The following is a 19,591-nucleotide window of genomic DNA, read 5'->3' as shown; positions in this document are numbered from 1 at the left end:
TTACCTACTTGTTGCTCGCCGAGGGCGGCCGTATTCAGTACTGTGCACGATCACAGAAACACGGGGTTTTGTTCTTCCTCTGTGACGTTCACCGTGAAGGGACCCTGAACATGCGCAGACGCAGTGTTCTGACCGCTGCCGGAGCCGCGGCGCTGGCCGTTCCCGTACTGGGCGCGGCGCCCGCCGTCGCCGGCACCGGAGCATCCGGTCACCGCGGCCGCCTGGCGATCCGCGGTGTGGACATCTCCTCGCTGCCGAAGAACGAGGACAAGGGAGCCGTCTACCGGCGAGCCGACGGACGCCGCCAGGACCCGGTCCGCATCCTCGCCGAGGCGGGCGTCACCCATGCCCGGCTGAAGGTGTGGGTCGACCCGGCCGACGGCTACAACAACAAGGCGCACATACTCCCGCTGGCCCGGCGCCTGAAGCGGGCCGGCGTCGGCATCTGGGTCGACTTCCACTACTCCGACACCTGGGCGGATCCGGCGCACCAGAACAAGCCGGCCGCGTGGCAGGACCTGGACGTGCCGGGCCTGACCCGGGCGGTCTACGACCACACCGCCGACGTCCTCGGCGCGCTGCGGCGGCAGGGCACCCCGGCCGACCTGGTACAGATCGGCAACGAGCTGAACGGCGGCATGCTCTGGCCCGAGGGCGACTGGGAGCACTGGGACAACCTCGCCGCGTTCCTGAAGGCCGGGCTGCGCGCGGCCCGCGACACCACGCCGCGCGTCCGCACGATCCTGCACCTGGCCAACGGCGGCGACAACGGGCTGTACCGCTGGTGGTTCGACAACGCGGTGTCCTACGGCGTCGACTTCGACATCATCGGGCTCTCCTACTACCCGTTCTGGCACGGGCCGGTGGAGCAGGCCGCCGCCAACATGGCCGACATCACGGCCCGTTACGGCAAGCCGTGCGTGATCGCCGAGACCGCGTACCCGTTCACGCTGAAGAGCGAGGACGACGTCAACGACATCATGAACGACCCCTCGCAGCTGACCGAGGGCTTCCCCGCCACGCCCGAGGGCCAGGCGGCCTGGCTGCGCGCGGTGGCCGACCTGGCGGCGGCGGTGCCGGGCGGCAAGGGCCTCGGCTACTGCTACTGGGAAGGCCTGTGGACCTACCGCGCGGGCAGCGGCTGGGACCCGACGGACCAGGCATCCGGCAACGCCTGGGAGAACCTCGCCCTGTTCGACTTCGAGGACCGGGCACTGCCGGGGCTGCGGACGCTGGGGCGGTATCGGGAGTAGGCCGGCGGTGGCGGTGTTGCAGGGGGCGTGGGCCGTCGGGGCACGGGGCGGCAGTGGGCGTAGGCCGTCGGGGCGCAGCGTTCGTGCTGTCGCCCCGCACCTCGTGAGGCGGCTCTACCCGTGCGCGGCTGCCAGGTGTTTCACCAGCCTCGGTGACGCGAACTCCGTGCCGCACACGAACCGCATCACCGGCCCGTACGACGCCGCCGACGGCAGACCGGTGAAGTACAGGCCCGGGACGGACGACACGTACCCCGCGCCCAGCTTCGGGGCGCCCCGGCTCACCATGAGCCGGGTGCGCAGTTCATGGCCGAGGAAGTCCATCGCGGCGAGGTCGACGCGGTACCCGGTGGCGGCGATGACATGGTCGGCCGCCATCCGTTCCGTACGGCCGGTGAGGCCGAGGGCGGTCAGCGTCGGTTGGCCGTCGGCGGTGTCCAAGCTCAGCACCCGATCGACCTCGCTGACCCGCACCGCGCCCTGGAAGCGCTCGCGCAGCCACCACGCGCCCAGCGGTCCCAGGACCCGGCGGACCAGGTAGTGGCGGGCCTGGGCCGGGAGAAGACGGTAGGGATGCGGGTAGTAACTGAGCGCCCACAGGGACCAGGCGCGGCCGAACGGCGACTCCGGACGCAGCCTCGGCTGCCGCCAGGGCGGCGCCCCGAACGCGACACTGCCGCGCCCGCGCGCCACCACCCGCACCCGCGCGCCCGCCTCCGCCGCCAGCGCCGCCGTCTCCAGCGCGGACTGGCCGGCGCCCACGACGATCAGCTCCTGGCCGGCGTAGCGACCGAGGTCGTGATGCTGGGAGCTGTGGGAGAGCGCCCCCGTGGGGGCGGGCCCGTCCGGCGCGGCGGTGGCCAGTTCCGGGGGCAGATGGGCGAGGCCCGACAGGCCGGTCGCGACGACGACCGCCCGCGCGGTGAACAACTCGCCGGAGTCCAGCTTCAGTTCGAAGCCTCCGCCGTCGGTGGTCCGCCGGTCCACGGACACCACCCGTTCCCGCTCCAGCTCGGGCACCAGCTTCTGCTGGAACCACTCGCCGTACGCGATGAAGGTCTCGACGGGAATGATGTCCTCGTCCGTCACGAGCCGCCGGATGCCCGCCGCGTCGCAGTAGTCGACCAGGGTGTGGCCGCGCTGCGGGGCGTCGATGGTGGAGGCGACCGGGGTCGACTTCAGGAGCATCCCGGCGGGCATGTGGTCGCGCCAGCTGACCATGGGGTCGCCGAAGACACGGACGGGTATGCCGCGCGCCCGCAGATGCGCGGCGGTCGACAGGCCGAACGGGCCGGCACCGATGACTGCTACCGGTTGGATCACGAAGTCCCTCCCCAGGACGTCACTACGTCACTTCGCCAGATCGTCACTTCGTCAGTTCGTCGCCACGTCAGTTCGCCGCCACGTCGGATCGTTGTCACGTGGCCTGCTCGCGCAGCCTCCACCTCCGCCTACGCCTACGCCTACGCCGACTGACCGCCCGAACGGGTTCTGCCGCCACGGCGGTTGCTGCGCCACAGCTGATACAGGTGCTTCGTGCCCGGGCGCACGAAGCGCGCGAGCATCGTGAGGAACGGCAGCGGGTCGTCACCCGCCAGCCAGGCCAGCTCCGTCCCGCTCGCGCGCGCCGGTGCGTGCGGCGTCGTGTAGCCGCTGCGGCGGTAGGCGAGCAGGGCGGGCAGGTCGATGTTCTCCACGATGTACCGGTGGCCGGCGCGCTGTTCCCCCTCCGGAACGGTGCGCCCGGTCAGATCCAGATGCATGGCACGCACCACGTCCACCCCCGACTCGCTCTCGAAGAGCCGGAACTGGGCGCCCACGCGCGGGTTGAAGTCGAGGAGTTTGTACTGCCCGTCGCGCCGGTCGAAGCGCAGGTCGAGGTCGATGATTCCGGTGAAGCCGATCTGTTTGATGAAACGCGCGGCGAGATCCGCGAGTTCCGGATTGTCGACGACGTACGCATGCGCCGTCATGCCCGCGTGCGGCGGCCAGGAGCGGACCTTGACCCCCGTGAACAGGGCCAACGGAACCGAGTCCCGGTCGAAGTACGCGTGCACGATCCAGTCCTCCGCCTGCTCCCTGGGCAGGTACTCCTGGAGGATCACCCCGGGGTGCTCGCCCCAGTCCCGGGCCATGGCGAGAAGCCCCGCGCGGGTGGTGATGCGGGTGGTGCCGTTCACGGCCGGCCGCTCCCGCCGTACGAACGCCTCGCGGTTCTTGGCCACCACCGGGAAGCGGGCCTTCTCCGCGAAGTCGACGACATCGTCGTACGACCGTGGGAAGGCCGCCGACGGACTCGGTATCCCGTGTTCCGCACACAGTTCGTGCAACCCCTGCTTGCTCGCGAGGCGGCGCGGCAGAACGGGATCGACGGGCGGGAAGAGGAAGTGGTCGGCGAGTTCGCCCTGGTGTTCGGCGATCAGGACCGCGGCCTCCTCGTCGGTCGGGATCAGCACGGCGGGCCGGCCGATCCGCCGCCCGATCCGCAGCAGGCCCTCCACCAGACGGTCCGGGTCCTCCGTCCCCGTCGTCCGCCACACGAACGCGCGCTCCAGGTAGCGGGACGCGGCCGCGGGTGTGTAACGGTCCTCGGTGATCGCATACATCGGGACGCCCAGGCGCCCCAGACTCCGGATGGCGCCGACACCGCCGTGGTGCAGCGGATAGTCGCCGAACTTCACGATCAGGCCCGGCACCTCACGAGCGGCTGAAAACGGCACGCTGCTGGTGCTTTTGGCCACGGGTCCCCCCACGTGTCCCCCCCTACGGACCGGACCCACCCCGTCCGTGTCCCCCAAAGGACGCTAAGCCGGAATTGCCACATCCGACAAGGAAATTTCGGACATTGCAAACTCTTTAGACACTGCCCAGGGCGGGCAACTCAGCCGTAACGTGTGGCACGACCACATGGACCGCACGGTTTGCACGAGAGTGAGGCAGCACCCCATGCCCCCCTTCGATCTCCCCGAGGGCGACCCCTTCGGCCCGCACAACCTTCCGTACTGCGTGTTCTCGCTCCCCGGCTCGACGGACCGGACCGTAGGCATCCGATTGGGGGACGACGTACTCGACGCGGGCGCGGCGGCGGCCGCCCTGGGCTCCCCCTACGTCTCCCTGCTGGCCCGGCCCTCCCTGGGACCGCTCCTCGCCGCGGGCCGCACGGCATGGTCGGACGTACGGCGCGCGCTGACGGCATGGGTGACGGTCCCGTCCCACCAGGAGGCGATCGCGGGACTCTTCCGCCCGCTGTCCGACGTCACCCTGCATCTCCCCTTCGAGGTCGCGGACTACGTCGACTTCTACGCCTCGGAGAACCACGCCCGGAACGTCGGACAGATCTTCCGCCCGGACGCCGCCGACCCCCTCACGCCCAACTGGAAGCACCTGCCGATCGGTTACCACGGCCGCGCCGGCACGGTGGTGGTCTCGGGCACGGATGTCGTACGGCCGTCGGGCCAGCGCAAGGCTCCCGCCGACCCGGCACCCGTCTTCGGTCCGTCCGTCCGACTGGACATCGAGGCCGAGGTCGGCTTCGTGGTCGGGGCGCCGTCGGAGCCGGGCCGGCCGGTGGCACTGGCCGACTTCCGCGAGCACGTCTTCGGGCTGTGCCTGCTCAACGACTGGTCGGCGCGGGACATCCAGGCGTGGGAGTACGTCCCCCTCGGCCCGTTCCTCGGCAAGTCCTTCGCCACGTCGGTGTCCGCGTGGATCACTCCGCTGGACGCGCTGGAGGAGGCGCGGGTGACACCGCCGGAGCGCACCCACACACTGCTGGAGTACCTGGACGACTCCGAGGACGAGCCCGGCGGCTACGACCTGCGCATCTCGGTCTCCGTCAACGGCCACGTGGTGTCGGAGCCCCCCTTCTCCACCATGTACTGGACCGCCGCCCAGCAGCTGGCCCACATGACCGTCAACGGCGCCTCCCTGCGCACCGGTGACCTCTACGGCTCGGGAACGGTGAGCGGACCGTCCGAGCGCGAACGGGGTTCACTGCTGGAGCTGACCTGGAACGGCCGTGACGCACTCGAACTCCCCGACGGCAAGCGGACGTTCCTGGAGGACGGTGACGTGGTGACGCTGTCGGCGTGGGCGCCCGGTCCGGACGGGGTGCGGGTGGGGTTGGGCGAGGTCAGCGGGCGGGTTGTGCCGAGCGAACCCGTTCGTGGCGGCGGCTCGAACCGCCAGGGCGGATGACATGACGGCGGGGGTGGCTGCGGTGCTGTGCGGGAGGCTATCGGAGCGCGCGCCACGACGGACATGCGTGGTGTGTGGCGATTCCGCCGCAGCCCCTGACGTCCGTGTCCTTGTTACCGCCTGACTCCCGCGCTCCGCGCCGTCATACTGGCGGCGGGCGCCCGGCGCGGTTCGAGACACCACACCCGCCGCCCGTACACCGCACGCCGTTCCACAGCCCGACACGTAGCCGCCTCTCTTCCGACCAGGATCCGGAGCCCGTGGCATGACTTTCTGCCTGCTCCTGCTGAGCGCCGTCGCCCTGACGGTCGCCGTGCCGATCCCGCGCGCGCTGACCCGGGCCGCCTGGCCCGAGCGGGACCCGGTGGTCGGCCTGTGGGTGTGGCAGTGCCTGGTCGCCACGGTGCTGCTGTCCTGTCTCACCGCCCTGGTCCTCGGCGCCGCCGCCATCTTCCAAACGGTCCGGGACCACGTCTTCGCCCCGGCACCGCCCGCCGTGACCGCGGCATACGACCTCTCCGCGGCCCCGGTGTGGGCCGTCACCCTCACCCTGCTGCTGGCCAGTGGGGCGGCCTGGACGACCGCGATGCTGGCCCGGGAGCTCGTCGAGGCACGCCGCCGTCACGGCAAGGCCCACGCCCACCTGCGTGAGCGCGCCCCCGACCTGCCGAAGGGGCTGCCCGAGGCGCGCGGCCCGCTGCTGGTGCTGGAGGACGAGTACCCGGACGCCTGGTGGATGCCGGGCAACCCGGCCCAGCTGATCGTCACGACCGGTGCCCTGCACCGGCTCACCGACCACCAGCTCGACGCCGTCCTCACCCACGAACGCGGTCACGCACGGGCCCGCCACAACTGGCTGCTCCACCTCTCCACCGCGCTGGCCACCGGCTTTCCCCAGGTCCCGCTGTTCTCCCACTTCTGCGACCAGACGCACCGCCTGGTCGAACTCGCCGCAGACGACACCGCCTCCCGCCGCTGCGGCCACCTCACGACGGCGTTGGCCCTGATCGAGCTCAACCAACATCGCGGCGTCCTCTCCTGCGCCTCCACCCACCGTCTCCTCGGCGAGCGAGTGGACCGCCTCCTGGAACCCCAGCCCCGCCTGGGCCCCAGGCACCGGCTACTGACGACAGCGGTGGCGGCCCTGGTGCCCCTGCTCCCTCTTCTGATCACCTTCGCCCCGGGCCTGACGGCGCTGTCGTAGACCACCGCCCTCATCACGGACGACCTCCTCCCACGGCACGGACGACCTCCTCCCAGGGCACGGTCGGCTTCCTCTCGCAGCACCGTCCCCGGCCCGCCTCGCGACCGCCCCGGTGGCAGATCTTCCCGCGCGACGCCGGACCCCCCAGGTCAGCGGCCGCACCAGCGGAGCTGTTAGTGGCGCAACATTCCCGCAACACTGCTTTCCCTACCGTCTCGGTATGGTTCAAAACATGCCAACCTCCGACCGCCTCCGAGACCACGCAGGCCAGGGCGCGACCACCGTCGCCGCCCACCGCGCGCGGCGTCGGCTGCGTGCGGACCAGGCCCGCCAACTGGCCGACCTGCTGCGCCACCAGCTCCTCACGGTCGGATTCCCGGACGGCACCCTCCCCCACGAGTCCACCCTCGCCACCGACTACCGCGCCTCCCGCAACACGGTCCGGCAAGCCCTGGACCTGCTCCGCGCGGAAGGCCTGGTCGAACGCCTCCCCGGCGTCGGCACCGTGGTCGTCGCCCAGAAGTACCCGCACGGCCTGGACCATCTGATGGGCCTCGCGGAAACGCTCCGCGAACACGGCCGTGTGACCAACGAGGTGCGCACGATGGGCCCGGCTCCGGCCCCCACCCCCGTCGCCGACCGCCTCCAGGTCCCACCCGGCACGGACGTCCTCTACATCGAACGCCTGCGCCGCCTGAACGGCCTCCCCCTCTCCCTCGACCTCACCTACATCCCGCTCGACATCGGCACCGCCCTGCTCGGCGCCGACCTGGAGAACACCGACGTCTTCCGCCTGCTGGAAGCCATCACCGGGCAGCGTCTCGGCCACGCCGAGATCACCCTGGAAGCGGTGAACGCGGACACCCACTCCGCCGCCGTACTCGAAGCCCCGCGCGGCGCGGCCGTCCTGATGCTGGAACGCCTCACGCACCTCGCCGACGGCCGCCCGGTCGACCTGGAGTTCATCCGCTTCCGCGGCGACCGCATCACGATGAGCGGCCTGCTGCACCGGTCGTTATGACCACGCAGTCCACGTAACCCGTAACCATCACCCCCGCTTGCGCACCTCCCTGGAGACAGCCATGCCCTTGGCGCCCCAGCGGGCCGACGTGCCCGTGACCATCGACGAGTCGAAGTGCATCGACGGCTGCACGCTCTGCGTGGACATGTGCCCGCTGGACTCCCTCGCCATCGACGAGAGCAACGGCAAGGCCTACATGCACGTCGACGAGTGCTGGTACTGCGGCCCCTGCGCGGCCCGCTGCCCCACCGGAGCCGTCACGGTCAACATGCCCTATCTGCTCCGGTGAGAGGCCCCCGATCCGCCATGAAACACCAACGCACCGCCGTCGCCACCGCCGCCGTCGCCCTGCTCCTCCCCCTCAGCGCCTGCGGCGGTGACGCGTCGGCCGGGGACAGCTCCACGGTCACCGTCACCGTCGGCTACCAGTCCAAGACGATCAACACCGTCACCGCCGGCACCCTTCTGCGCTCCCTCGGCTCCTTCGAGAAGGAGCTCAACGCCCTCCACGACGGCCACACCTACAAGGTCGACTGGCAGGACTACGCCACCGGCGCCCCCATCACCGCCCAGATGACCGCCGGGAAGATCGACATCGGCTCGATGGGCGACTTCCCGCTCCTCATCAACGCGGCCCGCGGCAAGCAGCTCGGCAAGCCCACCCGTCTGGTCTCGGTCACCGGCTACAGCCTCCGCGGCGGCCTCAACACGATCGTCACCTCCCCCGGCTCCAAGCTGAACTCCCTCACCGACCTCCGCGGCAAGAAGGTCTCGACGAGCATCGGCTCGGCCGCCGACGGCACCCTCGTCCGCGCCCTGCAACGCGCCGGACTCGACCCCGACAAGGACGTCGAGAAGCTCAACCAGCAGCCCGCCGTGGGCGCTTCGGCCCTCACCGCCGGCAGCGCGGACGCGCTCTCGCAGTTCGTCGCCTGGCCCGGCCTGCTCACCTTCCAGGGCAAGGCGAAGGCCCTCTACGACGGCGCCCAACTGAACCTCCCCACCTTCCACGGCGTCACCGCCCGCGAGGACTTCGCCAAGGAGCGGCCCGCCGTCCTGGAGGCCTTCCTGAAGGCACAGGCGGAGGCGACCGACTACCTCAACGACCACCCCGTGACCGCCGCCGAGAAGGTCGCCAAGGCCACCAGCCTGCCCGCCGAGGTCGTCTACCTCTACAACGGCGCCCACGGCATCTCCACCTTCGACCCGGCGATCAAGCCCCAGCTCGTCTCCGCGCTGAAGGACGACGTGTCGGTGCTGAAGTCGGCGAAGCTGACCGGCGACGTGGACGTGGACGCCTTCGTCGACGACCAGTACGTCAAGAAGGCCCTCGGCGCGGACTACGCGAAGCGGCTCTCCGCCGCGCCCGCCCCCGCCGCGAGCGAGGTCTGGCCCAAGGGCGCCGAAGAGACCCGTAGCTTCAAGTCGCCCGCCGAGCTGCTGAGTTACGTCGCCCAGCACAAGTCCGACGTCCGCGCCGCCTACGTCCCCGACGCGACCACCGGCACCCTCTGGTTCGCCGACAAGGCCGTCTGGGTGGCCGACGGCGACCAGCTCCTCCCCTTCGTCGCCCCGGCGACCGCCCAGTCGTACGTCGCCGAGCACGGCGGCGCCCGCGTCATCACGTACGCCGACGCGCTGGGGCGGGCCTCGTGACCCGGGACGCGCGGCAGACGGACCCTGACACACGCCGGCAACCGAGTCGGACGGACCCTGCCGTGGCACAGCGCCTGCGGGCGGTCCGGCTCGTGCCCCGGTATCCGCGGCGGACGGGCCGGTACGCGCTGCGGGTCGCCTCGCTGGCCGTCGCCCTCGGCACCTGGCAGCTGCTGACCAGCCTGGACATCAACCTGTGGCTGCGCTTCTCGCAGTTCCCCACGGTCACCGACGTGGCTCACGCCTTCGCCGACCGGCTGTCCGGCCCCGACTACTGGACGGACCTCACCGACAGCCTCACCCGCATCCTCATCGGCTTCCTCCTCGCGGCCGTCCTCGGCGTGGCGACGGGCGTGCTCGTGGCACGCTCGCGGCTCGCGGAGGACCTGCTCGGCCCGGTGCTCGAAGTGATCCGGCCCATCCCCGCCATCGCCCTCGTCCCTGTCGCCATCCTCCTGTTCCCCTCCAACGAACAGGGCATCGTCTTCATCACCTGCGCCGCCGCCTTCTTCCCGGTCCTGGTGTCCACCCGGCACGCGGTCCGCGCGCTGACCCCGGTGTGGGAGGAGGCGGTGCTCACGATGGGCGGCGGCCGCCGGCGGATCCTCGCCTCGGTGGTGCTGCCGGGCGCGCTGCCCGGCATCTTCGGCGGCCTGTCGGTCGGTATCGGCGTCTCGTGGATCTGCGTGATCTCCGCCGAGATGATCTCCGGCCAGTACGGCGTCGGCTACCGCACCTGGCAGGACTACACCGTCGTCGACTACCCGGGCGTCTTCGTCGGCATGGTCACCATCGGTGTCCTCGGCTGGCTCACCTCCACGGCCGTGGAGGTGCTGGGCCGGCGCCTGACCCACTGGCTCCCGCGCACGTCGTACGCCCCCGGGACGCGTGTCCCGCGGGCCCGCGCCGCCGCGCCCGCCCCGGTGGCGGCGGCGCGTCCCAAGACCGAGGAGGAGGTGCCCCATGACCAGCTCGTCTGAGGTCCGCCCGGCGCGGCAGGCGCGGACCGGCGCCGGCCTCACCCTGCGTGGCGCCACGCTCGGCCGCCCCGGCGCGATCGCGCTGGACGAGGTGGACCTCGACGTGGCGCCCGGCGAGATCCTCTCCGTGGTCGGCCCCTCGGGCTGCGGCAAGTCGACGCTGCTGCGCACCTTCGCGGGGCTGCTGCCCCCGCTCGCCGGCACGGTCACCCAGGACGGGAGCCCGCTGACCGGCCCGGCCGCCGATCGTGCCCTGGTCTTCCAGGAGGACGCCCTGCTGCCGTGGCGCACCCTGCGCGCCAACGTCGAACTCCCGCTCGCCATCCAGGGGTTGCCGCGCCGGCAGCGCAGGCAACAGGCCGACGCATGGCTCGACCGGGTCGGACTCGCCGACCGGGCCCGGCAGTTGCCGCACCGAGTCTCCGGCGGGCAGCGTCAGCGCGCACAACTGGCCCGGGCCCTCGCCGCCGGACCACGTGCCGTTCTGATGGACGAGCCGTTCGGCGCCCTCGACGCCCAGACCCGCGCCGGCATGCAGGACCTTCTCGTGGAGGTGCTGCGTGGCACGGGCGCGACCGTCGTCTTCGTCACCCACGACGTGGACGAGGCCCTGTTCCTCGGCGACCGTGTGGCCCTGCTCGGCGCGGGCGGCCTGATCGCGGTCCGGGACGTCCCCAGTCCCCGTGACCGCACAGCGCACGACGACCCGGCGCGCGTGGCACTGCGGCGTGACGTCCTCACCTCCCTCAGTACCTGAATCCTCAGTACGTGAAAGGCACCCTGGTGGACACCACCCCGGACACCCCCACGGCCGGCACCGCGGACAGCCCCCTGGCGATCCCCGCTCTCACCGACGCCGAGGAGCTGACCTGCGACGTCCTCGTCATCGGAGGCGGCACCGCCGGCACCATGGCCGCGCTGACCGCAGCCGAGCACGGTGCGAACGTCCTGCTCCTGGAGAAGGCCCACGTCCGCCACTCCGGTGCCCTCGCCATGGGCATGGACGGCGTCAACAACGCGGTCATCCCGGGTCGTGCCGAGCCCGACGACTACGTCGCCGAGATCACCCGCGCCAACGACGGCATCGTCGACCAGTCCACCGTCCGCCAGACCGCGACCCGCGGCTTCGCCATGGTTCAGCGCCTGGAGTCGTACGGCGTGAAGTTCGAGAAGGACGAGCACGGCGACTACGCGGTCCGCCAGGTCCACCGCTCCGGCTCCTATGTGCTGCCGATGCCGGAGGGCAAGGACGTCAAGAAGGTGCTGTACCGGCAGCTTCGGCGGCGTGAGATGCGGGAGCGGATCCGCATCGAGAACCGGGTGATGCCGGTGCGCGTGCTGACCTCGCCCGAGGACGGGCGGGCCGTGGGGGCCGCGGGCTTCAACACCCGTACGGGGCAGTTCGTCACCGTCCGCGCGGGCGCGGTGATCCTCGCCACCGGCGCCTGCGGCCGTCTCGGCCTGCCCGCCTCCGGCTACCTGTACGGCACGTACGAGAACCCCACCAACGCGGGCGACGGCTACGCCATGGCCTACCACGCGGGCGCCGAGCTCACCGGCATCGAGTGCTTCCAGATCAACCCGCTGATCAAGGACTACAACGGTCCGGCCTGTGCCTACGTCGCCAACCCCTTCGGCGGCTACCAGGTCAACCGGCACGGCGAACGCTTCGTCGACTCCGACTACTGGTCGGGCCAGATGATGGCGGAGTTCGCTGCGGAGGTCGCCTCCGACCGGGGCCCCGTGTACCTGAAGCTGAGCCACCTCCCGGAGGAGTCGGTCTCGGCCCTGGAGTCGATCCTGCACTCCACGGAGCGCCCGACCCGTGGCACCTTCCACTCCGGCCGCGGCCACGACTACCGCACCCACGACATCGAGATGCACATCTCCGAGATCGGCCTGTGCGGCGGCCATTCGGCCTCGGGCGTCCGCGTCGACGAAAACGCCCGCACGACCGTCCCCCGTCTCTACGCCGCCGGCGACCTCGCCTGCGTCCCGCACAACTACATGATCGGCGCGTTCGTCTTCGGCGACCTGGCGGGCTCGGACGCGGCCCAGTACCGGCCGTACGACGGCGAGTTGCCGTCCGCTCAACTGCACGACGCCCATGAGCTGATCTACCGCCCGCTGCACAACCCGGACGGCCCGCCGCAGCCCCAGGTCGAGTACAAGCTGCGCCGCTTCGTGAACGACTACGTGGCCCCGCCGAAATCGGGCGCCCGGCTGTCCCTGGCCCTGGAGGCGTTCGAGCGGATGCGCGCCGACATCGCGGAGATGGGTGCCCACACCCCGCACGAGCTGATGCGTTGCGCGGAGGTCAGTTTCATCCGTGACTGCGCGGAGATGGCCGCCCGTGCCTCCCTGGCCCGTACGGAGTCCCGCTGGGGCCTCTATCACGATCGCCTCGACCACCCGCAGCGCGACGACGCGTCCTGGTTCCACCACCTCGATCTGCACAAGTCCCCCTCTGGTGCGATGGAGTTCACGGCTCGTCCCGTGGCTCCCTATCTGGTCCCGATCGAGGAATTCACCCCGACCGGCGGTGCGTCCCGGCACCTCGGCGAGGTGCACGCCGAACAGGTGGCGACCGCCGGGGCGCGGGAGGTGGCCCCGTTGGCCACCCTGGCCGGAGCCCCAGAGCCGGAGCGGGACGGTGACCGGGAGAGCGCACCCGCCCACCCTGTCCCCGAGCAGTCCTCGACCCGTCTCCTCGAACTCGTCGCCCTCGCCGAGGAGCAGCCCGAACTCGATGCCCTCCGGCCGTACTTGACCGACCCTTCACCCGCCGTCCGACGGGAGTCCGTCGCCGTCCTGACCGAGGCGCTGCCGACGGGGACGGGGCCCGCCCTCGCCGAGGCGCTCCGGGATCCCGCCGCCGAGGTGCGCGCCGCTGCCGCCGCCTCGTTGCGCGAGCTCGTCGAGACACTCCCGCCCGAACCCGCCCTGCGCGACGGCCTCGGCGCCGCCCTGGCCGAGTCCGATCCGGTCGTCCGCGCCGCCGCGCTGGATGTACTGCGCGCCCTGCGTCTCGGTGACGCGGCTCTCTTCGCCGGCTCTCTGACGGATTCCGACACCGCCGTGCGCATCGAGGCCGTGCGTGCTCTGGTGTCGGTGGACGCCGCCGAAGAGCTCGCCCGCGCCGCGACCGTCGACCCGTCACGCGAGGTCCGCGTCACGATCGCCAAGTCCCTGGCGACGGTGTTCGCAGGCCACCCGGCCCCGGAGAGCACGACCTCACAGAGCTCGGCCGGGAAAGGTACGGCTACTCCCAGGCCCACGCACGACCCCGACCCCATCCACACCGCCCTCGCCGCCCTGATCGACGACCCCGACGCCCTGGTGCGCGGCGCCGCCTACGGCGCGCTGGGCACCACCGGCTGCCCCCCGGCGCTCACCACCCGGGCCACGGCCGCTCTGGCCGACCCCGCCTGGCAGGTCCGGTCGGGCGCCGCCACCGCCCTGTCCGCGGCGGACCCCGACACGGCCGTCCCCGCACTGGCCAAGGCCCTGGCCGACCCGAACGCCGACGTCCGCAAGTCCGCGGTCCTGGCACTGACCCGCCACGCCGGCACCGAGGCTGCCCGCGCGGCCCTGTCCACGGCCACCACCGACACGGACGCGGACGTCAGGGCGTACGCCACCCGGGCCCTGTGAGCACGCCGGTGCCGGAGGCCGCTCGGGAGCGGGGGCGGCTCCCGCAGCTGGTTCCGGTGCCAGTGCAGGTGCCTCAGCTGTTTCCGGTGCCGGTGCCGGAACCCTCCCCTATATCCAGTTCCTCATATCCAGTCCTCCGGCTCGGGCTCCGCATCCATCTCCGGCCAGTCGTCGAAGCGTGAGCCCGAGCCCGCATTCGATCCCGACCCGGGAGCGGCGTCCCGCGCCGGGCTCGACGCGGGGGCCCCGCTGTCATCCGTCGGGTTCGGCTGCGGCTCCGCGGCCTCGGGAGGCCCGCCCAGTCCGGCGAGCACCCCGACCACGCCTTCCCCGTACGTCACCAGTTTCTTCTCGCCGACGCCGCTGACCCCACCGAGCTGCTGCACCGAGGTGGGCCACACCGTCGCGATCTCCCGCAGGGTCGCGTCGTGGAAGATGACGTACGCCGGAACGCCCTGTTCCCGCGCCTGCTCGGCCCGCCAGGCACGCAGCGCCTCGAAGGCGGGCTGCAGGGCCTCGGGCAGCTCGGCAGCCGCGGCCTTGGCCTTGCGCTCGCCCCGGCCGGAGCCGGACGAGCCGGACCCCGATGCCGACCGCGAGGTCACCGCCTTCTTCGGCTCCTTGCGCAGCGCCACCTCCCGTTCCCGTCGCAGCACCGAACCGCTCGCCTCGGTGAGCACCAGCGTGCCGTAGTCCCCCTCGACCGCGAGGAGCCCCTGCGCCAGCAACTGCCGTACGACACCTCGCCATTCGCCGTCGGAGAGGTCCTCGCCGATACCGAACACGGACAGCTGATCGTGGTCGAACTGGATCACCTTGGCGCTGCGCTTGCCCAGCAGGATGTCGACGATCTGCACCGCACCGAACTTCTGGCCCCGCTCCCGCTGCAGCCGCACCACTGTCGACAGCACCTTCTGCGCGGCGACCGTTCCGTCCCACGTCTCCGGCGGGACGAGGCAGCTGTCGCAGTTGCCGCACCCGGTCGGGTCCGGGTCCTGGCCGAAGTAGGCGAGAAGCTGGCCGCGCCGGCACTGGACCGTCTCGCACAGCGCGAGCATCGAGTCCAGGTGGGCCGCGGCGCGGCGCCGGAACGCCTCGTCGCCCTCGCTCGACTGGATCATCTTGCGCTGCTGTATGACGTCGTTGAGGCCGTAGGCCATCCAGGCCGTGGACGGCAGTCCGTCGCGGCCCGCGCGGCCCGTCTCCTGGTAGTAGCCCTCGACCGACTTGGGCAGGTCGAGGTGGGCCACGAAGCGGACGTCCGGCTTGTCGATCCCCATGCCGAAGGCGATGGTGGCGACCACCACCAGGCCGTCCTCCCGCAGGAAACGGGACTGGTGGGCAGCGCGGGTGCCCGCGTCGAGACCCGCGTGGTACGGCACCGCCTCGATGCCGTTGCGGGACAGGAACTCGGCGGTCGCCTCCACCGACTTGCGCGAGAGGCAGTACACGATGCCCGCGTCACCCGCGTGCTCCTCGCGGAGAAAGCCCAGCAGTTGCTTCTTGGGGTCGGCCTTCGGAACGATCCGGTACTGGATGTTGGGCCGGTCGAAGCTCGCCACGAAGTGGCGGGCCTGCGGCATGTTCAGCCGCTGGGTGATCTCCTGGTGCGTCGCGTGCGTGGCCGTCGCCGTCAGCGCGATACGCGGGACGTCCGGCCAGCGCTCGCCGAGCAGTGACAGGGACAGGTAGTCGGGGCGGAAGTCGTGGCCCCACTGGGACACGCAGTGCGCCTCGTCGATCGCGAAGACCGCGACCTTGCCGCGCGAGAGCAGGTCCAGGGTGGAGTCCAGCCGCAGCCGCTCCGGCGCCAGGTACAGCAGGTCCAGCTCGCCCGCCAGATACTCGGCCTCCACGACTCGCCGCTCGTCGAAGTCCTGCGTGGAGTTCATGAACCCGGCGCGCACACCCAGCGCCCGCAGCGCGTCGACCTGGTCCTGCATCAGCGCGATGAGCGGCGAGATCACAATGCCGGTACCCGGTCGCACCAGGGACGGGATCTGGTAGCACAGTGACTTTCCGCCGCCGGTCGGCATGAGGACGACGGCGTCCCCGCCGGCCACCACATGCTCGATGACCTCTTCCTGCGCCCCGCGGAAGGCCTCGTACCCGAAGACCCGGTGGAGCGTGGCCAGCGCCTCGCTCCGTGTCGCCGACGTCTCGGTGATCCCTGGCATCTCGATGATCCCGCCCGTCCCGCCCATAGCCATGTCCCCCGTACGTCGTCCCTCGACCACTGCCCCCCCACGATAGGGCTCGGGACCGACAGCGCCCGAGTTATCCACAGGCTGTCCGCAGAACCGCCGGTCGTCAGTCCGATGAACCCCGTCACGTGGGCCGGAGAACGAGAAGTGGGCCCTGGTTCCCAACCGGGGAACCAGGGCCCACCACACCGACGGAGCAGGTCAGCGCACGAACACTCCCGCCTGGTTCGCCAGGTCCAGGAAGTACTGCGGCGCGACACCGAGGACCAGCGTCACCGCCACACCGACCCCGATCGCGGTCGTCGTCAACGGCGACGGCACAGCCACGGTCGGACCCTCGGGCCGCGGCTCGCTGAAGAACATCAGCACGATGACGCGGATGTAGAAGAAGGCCGCGATCGCGGACGAGATCACACCCACCACGACCAGCGGGGCCGCGCCGCCCTCCGCCGCCGCCTTGAACACGGCGAACTTCCCTGCGAACCCGGAGGTCAGCGGAATACCCGCGAAGGCCAGCAGGAAGACCGCGAACACGGCCGCCACCAGCGGTGAACGCCGGCCGAGCCCGGCCCACTTGGACAGATGCGTCGCCTCGCCGCCGGCGTCCCGTACGAGCGTGACCACCGCGAACGCCCCGATGGTGACGAACGAGTACGCGGCCAGATAGAAGAGGACCGAGGACACACCGTCGGGCGTGGTGGCGATGACACCCGCGAGGATGAAGCCCGCGTGCGCGATGGACGAGTACGCCAGCAGCCGCTTGATGTCGGTCTGCGTGATCGCGACGATCGCACCGCCCAGCATGGTGACGATCGCGACGCCCCACATGACCGGCCGCCAGTCCCAGCGCAACCCCGGCAGCACCACGTACAGGACCCTCAGCAGCGCGCCGAAGGCCGCCACCTTGGTCGCCGCCGCCATGAACCCCGTCACCGGGGTCGGCGCGCCCTGGTAGACGTCGGGCGTCCACATGTGGAACGGCACCGCGCCGACCTTGAAGAGCAGGCCCATCACCAGCATCGCGGCACCGATGAGCAGCAGCGCGTCATTGCCCATGGTGTCCGCGAGCGCCGGGTTGACGGTCGTGACCGTGCCGTCGACGACCTGAGCGATCGTCGCGTACGACATGGAGCCCGCGTAGCCGTACAGCAGTGCGATGCCGAACAGGGTGAACGCGGAGGCGAACGCGCCGAGCAGGAAGTACTTGACCGCGGCCTCCTGCGACATCAGCCGCTTACGGCGGGCGAGCGCGCACAGCAGGTACAGCGGCAGCGAGAAGACCTCCAGCGCCACGAACAGGGTCAGCAGGTCGTTGGCCGCCGGGAAGATCAGCATGCCGGCGATCGCGAACAGCAGCAGCGGGAACACCTCGGTGGTGGTGAACCCGGCCTTCACCGCGGCCTTCTCACCCTCGCTGCCGGGCACCGAGGCCGCCTGCGCGGCGAAGGAGTCGACTCGGTTGCCGTGAGTCTCGGGGTCGAGCCTCCGTTCGGCGAAGGTGAACAGGCCTACCACGCCCGCCAGCAGGATCGTGCCCTGCAGGAACAGGGCCGGGCCGTCGACGGCGATCGCGCCCATCGCCACGATGCCGGCCTTCGTCGTCGCGTACCCGTCGGAGGCGAGCGCGACGACCGCGGCGAAGGCAGCGGCCAGCGCGACTACGGAAACGAACAGTTGGGCGTAGTAACGAGACCTGCGCGGGACGAACGCCTCGACCAGCACCCCGATGATCGCCGCGCCGACGATGATCAAGATGGGCGACAGTTGTCCGTACTCGAACTTCGGTGCGTCGATCTTCGAGATCGGATCGGCCGCGGTTGTCCACAGGCTGTGGACGGCTGTTGCGCTCACTTGGCCGCCTCCACCTCGGGCTGGGGGTCCTTCTTCTGAACATCGGACATGGTCTGCTTGACCGCCGGGTCGACGATCTCCGTGACCGGCTTCGGGTAGACGCCCAGGAAGATCAGCAGTACGACCAGCGGGGCGACGACCACGAGTTCCCGCACCCTGAGGTCCGGCATCGCCGCGACCTCGGGTTTCACCGGGCCCGTCATCGTCCTCTGGTAGAGGACGAGAACGTAGAGCGCTGCGAGCACGATGCCGAGGGTGGCGATGATCCCGATCACCGGGTAACGCGCGAACGTGCCCACCAGGACCAGGAACTCGCTCACGAAGGGCGCGAGCCCGGGAAGCGACAGGGTCGCCAGGCCTCCGATCAGGAAAGTGCCGGCGAGCACCGGGGCGACCTTCTGCACCCCGCCGTAGTCGGCGATGAGCCGCGAGCCGCGACGGGAGATCAGGAAGCCGGCCACCAGCATCAGGGCGGCTGTCGAGATGCCGTGGTTGACCATGTAGAGCGTCGCCCCGGACTGGCCCTGGCTGGTCATCGCGAAGATGCCCAGGATGATGAAGCCGAAGTGCGAGATCGACGCGTACGCCACCAGCCGCTTGATGTCCCGCTGGCCGACGGCGAGCAGCGCCCCGTAGATGATGCTGATCAGCGCCAGTACGAGGATGACGGGCGTCGCCCACTTCGAGGCCTCCGGGAACAACTGGAGGCAGAAGCGGAGCATCGCGAAGGTGCCCACCTTGTCGACGACCGCCGTGATGAGGACGGCGACCGGGGCGGTGGCCTCCCCCATCGCGTTGGGCAGCCAGGTGTGCAGTGGCCACAGGGGCGCCTTCACCGCGAACGCGAAGAAGAAGCCCAGGAACAGCCAGCGTTCGGTGTTGGTCGCCATGTCGAGCGAGCCGTTGGCCCGTGCCTCGGCGATCTCCTGGAGCGAGAAGTTCCCGGCGACCACGTACAGACCGATCACCGCGGCCAACATGATCAGGCCGCCGACCAGGTTGTAGAGCAGGAACTTCACGGCCGCGTACGAGCGTTGGGTCGCCGCGTTCTCGTCGGAGCCGGCGTGGGCACGGTCCCCGAAGCCGCCGATGAGGAAGTACATCGGGATCAGCATGGCTTCGAAGAAGATGTAGAAGAGGAAGACGTCGGTGGCCTCGAAGGAGAGGATCACCATCGCCTCGACGGCCAGGATCAGGGCGAAGAACCCCTGAGTCGGCCGCCAGCGCTTGTTGCCGGTCTCCAGCGGGTCGGCGTCGTGCCAGCCCGCGAGGATGATGAACGGGATCAGCAGCGCGGTCAGCGCGACGAGCGCCACGCCGATACCGTCCACGCCGAGCTCGTACCGGACCCCGAAGTCCTTGATCCAGGAGTGGGATTCGGTGAGCTGGTAGCGGTCGCCGTCCGGGTCGAAACGCACCAGGACGACGGCGGCGAGCACGAGTGTGGCCAGCGAGACGAGCAGCGCGAGCCACTTGGCGGCGGTGCGCCGGGCGGCCGGTACGGCGGCCGTGGCGATCGCGCCGACGGCCGGGAGCGCCGCCGTCGCTGTCAGCAGGGGAAAGGACATCGG

At 71.0% G+C, this 19,591-nt stretch carries 14 protein-coding genes; 9 read left to right on the top strand and 5 right to left on the bottom strand.

Translation table 11 applies throughout. From position 1 onward, the window contains the following. Window positions 1-110: 110 nt before the first annotated feature. The gene (locus OHA64_RS28445) at window positions 111-1,253 is read left to right on the top strand and encodes an arabinogalactan endo-beta-1,4-galactanase (protein ID WP_405617729.1); all 1,143 of its coding nucleotides are present in this window, start codon (window positions 111-113) and stop codon (window positions 1,251-1,253) included. Between the two features lie 114 nt (window positions 1,254-1,367). On the opposite strand, the gene OHA64_RS28440 is transcribed toward OHA64_RS28445, so the two are convergent. Both OHA64_RS28440 and OHA64_RS28435 read right to left on the bottom strand, forming a co-directional pair. Then, window positions 1,368-2,576 (bottom strand): FAD-dependent oxidoreductase, encoded by a 1,209-nt coding sequence (locus OHA64_RS28440; protein ID WP_405617727.1) that lies wholly within the window; start codon window positions 2,574-2,576, stop codon window positions 1,368-1,370. A 140-nt stretch (window positions 2,577-2,716) separates the two neighbouring features. Next, window positions 2,717-3,973: an ATP-grasp domain-containing protein gene (locus OHA64_RS28435; RefSeq protein WP_405617724.1), complete on the bottom strand. Its 1,257-nt coding sequence runs from the start codon at window positions 3,971-3,973 to the stop codon at window positions 2,717-2,719. A 226-nt stretch (window positions 3,974-4,199) separates the two neighbouring features. On the opposite strand from OHA64_RS28435, the gene fahA reads away from it, so the two are divergent. The 8 genes from fahA (at window position 4,200) to OHA64_RS28395 (ending at window position 13,965) form a co-directional block, all read left to right on the top strand. Then, window positions 4,200-5,450, top strand: coding sequence for a fumarylacetoacetase (gene fahA / locus OHA64_RS28430; RefSeq protein ID WP_405617722.1), 1,251 nt, complete (start codon window positions 4,200-4,202; stop codon window positions 5,448-5,450). Between the two features lie 265 nt (window positions 5,451-5,715). After that, window positions 5,716-6,654 carry a M56 family metallopeptidase gene (locus tag OHA64_RS28425; protein ID WP_405617720.1) on the top strand — a complete coding sequence of 313 codons (939 nt, stop codon included), beginning with the start codon at window positions 5,716-5,718 and terminating at the stop codon, window positions 6,652-6,654. 232 nt (window positions 6,655-6,886) lie between these two features. Next, entirely contained in the window at window positions 6,887-7,675 is a 789-nt protein-coding gene (locus tag OHA64_RS28420; protein WP_405617717.1) for a GntR family transcriptional regulator, read from the top strand. 61 nt (window positions 7,676-7,736) lie between these two features. After that, window positions 7,737-7,964, top strand: a complete 228-nt coding sequence (locus OHA64_RS28415; protein ID WP_010986276.1) for a ferredoxin family protein — start codon at window positions 7,737-7,739, stop codon at window positions 7,962-7,964. A gap of 17 nt (window positions 7,965-7,981) precedes the next feature. Continuing rightward, on the top strand, window positions 7,982-9,331 hold the full coding sequence (locus OHA64_RS28410) for an ABC transporter substrate-binding protein (protein ID WP_405617714.1): 1,350 nt from the start codon (window positions 7,982-7,984) through the stop codon (window positions 9,329-9,331). Between the two features lie 92 nt (window positions 9,332-9,423). Further along, complete coding sequence (locus OHA64_RS28405) at window positions 9,424-10,311, top strand: ABC transporter permease (protein ID WP_405624147.1); 888 nt, start codon at window positions 9,424-9,426, stop codon at window positions 10,309-10,311. Next, complete coding sequence (locus OHA64_RS28400) at window positions 10,295-11,068, top strand: ABC transporter ATP-binding protein (protein WP_405617711.1); 774 nt, start codon at window positions 10,295-10,297, stop codon at window positions 11,066-11,068. Before OHA64_RS28405 ends, OHA64_RS28400 begins: the two co-directional genes overlap by 17 nt. A gap of 11 nt (window positions 11,069-11,079) precedes the next feature. Beyond that, window positions 11,080-13,965 (top strand): fumarate reductase/succinate dehydrogenase flavoprotein subunit, encoded by a 2,886-nt coding sequence (locus tag OHA64_RS28395; RefSeq protein WP_405617709.1) that lies wholly within the window; start codon window positions 11,080-11,082, stop codon window positions 13,963-13,965. Between the two features lie 122 nt (window positions 13,966-14,087). On the opposite strand, the gene recQ is transcribed toward OHA64_RS28395, so the two are convergent. The 3 genes from recQ to OHA64_RS28380 all read right to left on the bottom strand — a co-directional run bounded on the left by recQ (window position 14,088) and on the right by OHA64_RS28380 (window position 19,588). After that, complete coding sequence (recQ, locus tag OHA64_RS28390) at window positions 14,088-16,169, bottom strand: DNA helicase RecQ (protein ID WP_405617707.1); 2,082 nt, start codon at window positions 16,167-16,169, stop codon at window positions 14,088-14,090. A gap of 201 nt (window positions 16,170-16,370) precedes the next feature. After that, the gene (nuoN, locus tag OHA64_RS28385; RefSeq protein ID WP_405617705.1) at window positions 16,371-18,020 is read right to left on the bottom strand and encodes an NADH-quinone oxidoreductase subunit NuoN; all 1,650 of its coding nucleotides are present in this window, start codon (window positions 18,018-18,020) and stop codon (window positions 16,371-16,373) included. Continuing rightward, complete coding sequence (locus OHA64_RS28380; RefSeq protein WP_405617702.1) at window positions 18,017-19,588, bottom strand: NADH-quinone oxidoreductase subunit M; 1,572 nt, start codon at window positions 19,586-19,588, stop codon at window positions 18,017-18,019. The genes nuoN and OHA64_RS28380 overlap by 4 nt, the downstream gene beginning before the upstream one ends. Window positions 19,589-19,591 lie beyond the last annotated feature (3 nt).

It is taken from the genome of Streptomyces sp. NBC_00076 (assembly GCF_045041235.1).
Taxonomy (GTDB): Bacteria; Actinomycetota; Actinomycetes; order Streptomycetales; family Streptomycetaceae; genus Streptomyces.
Note: the sequence above shows the minus strand (reverse complement) of the source record. Positions and strands in the feature narration are given on the sequence as shown.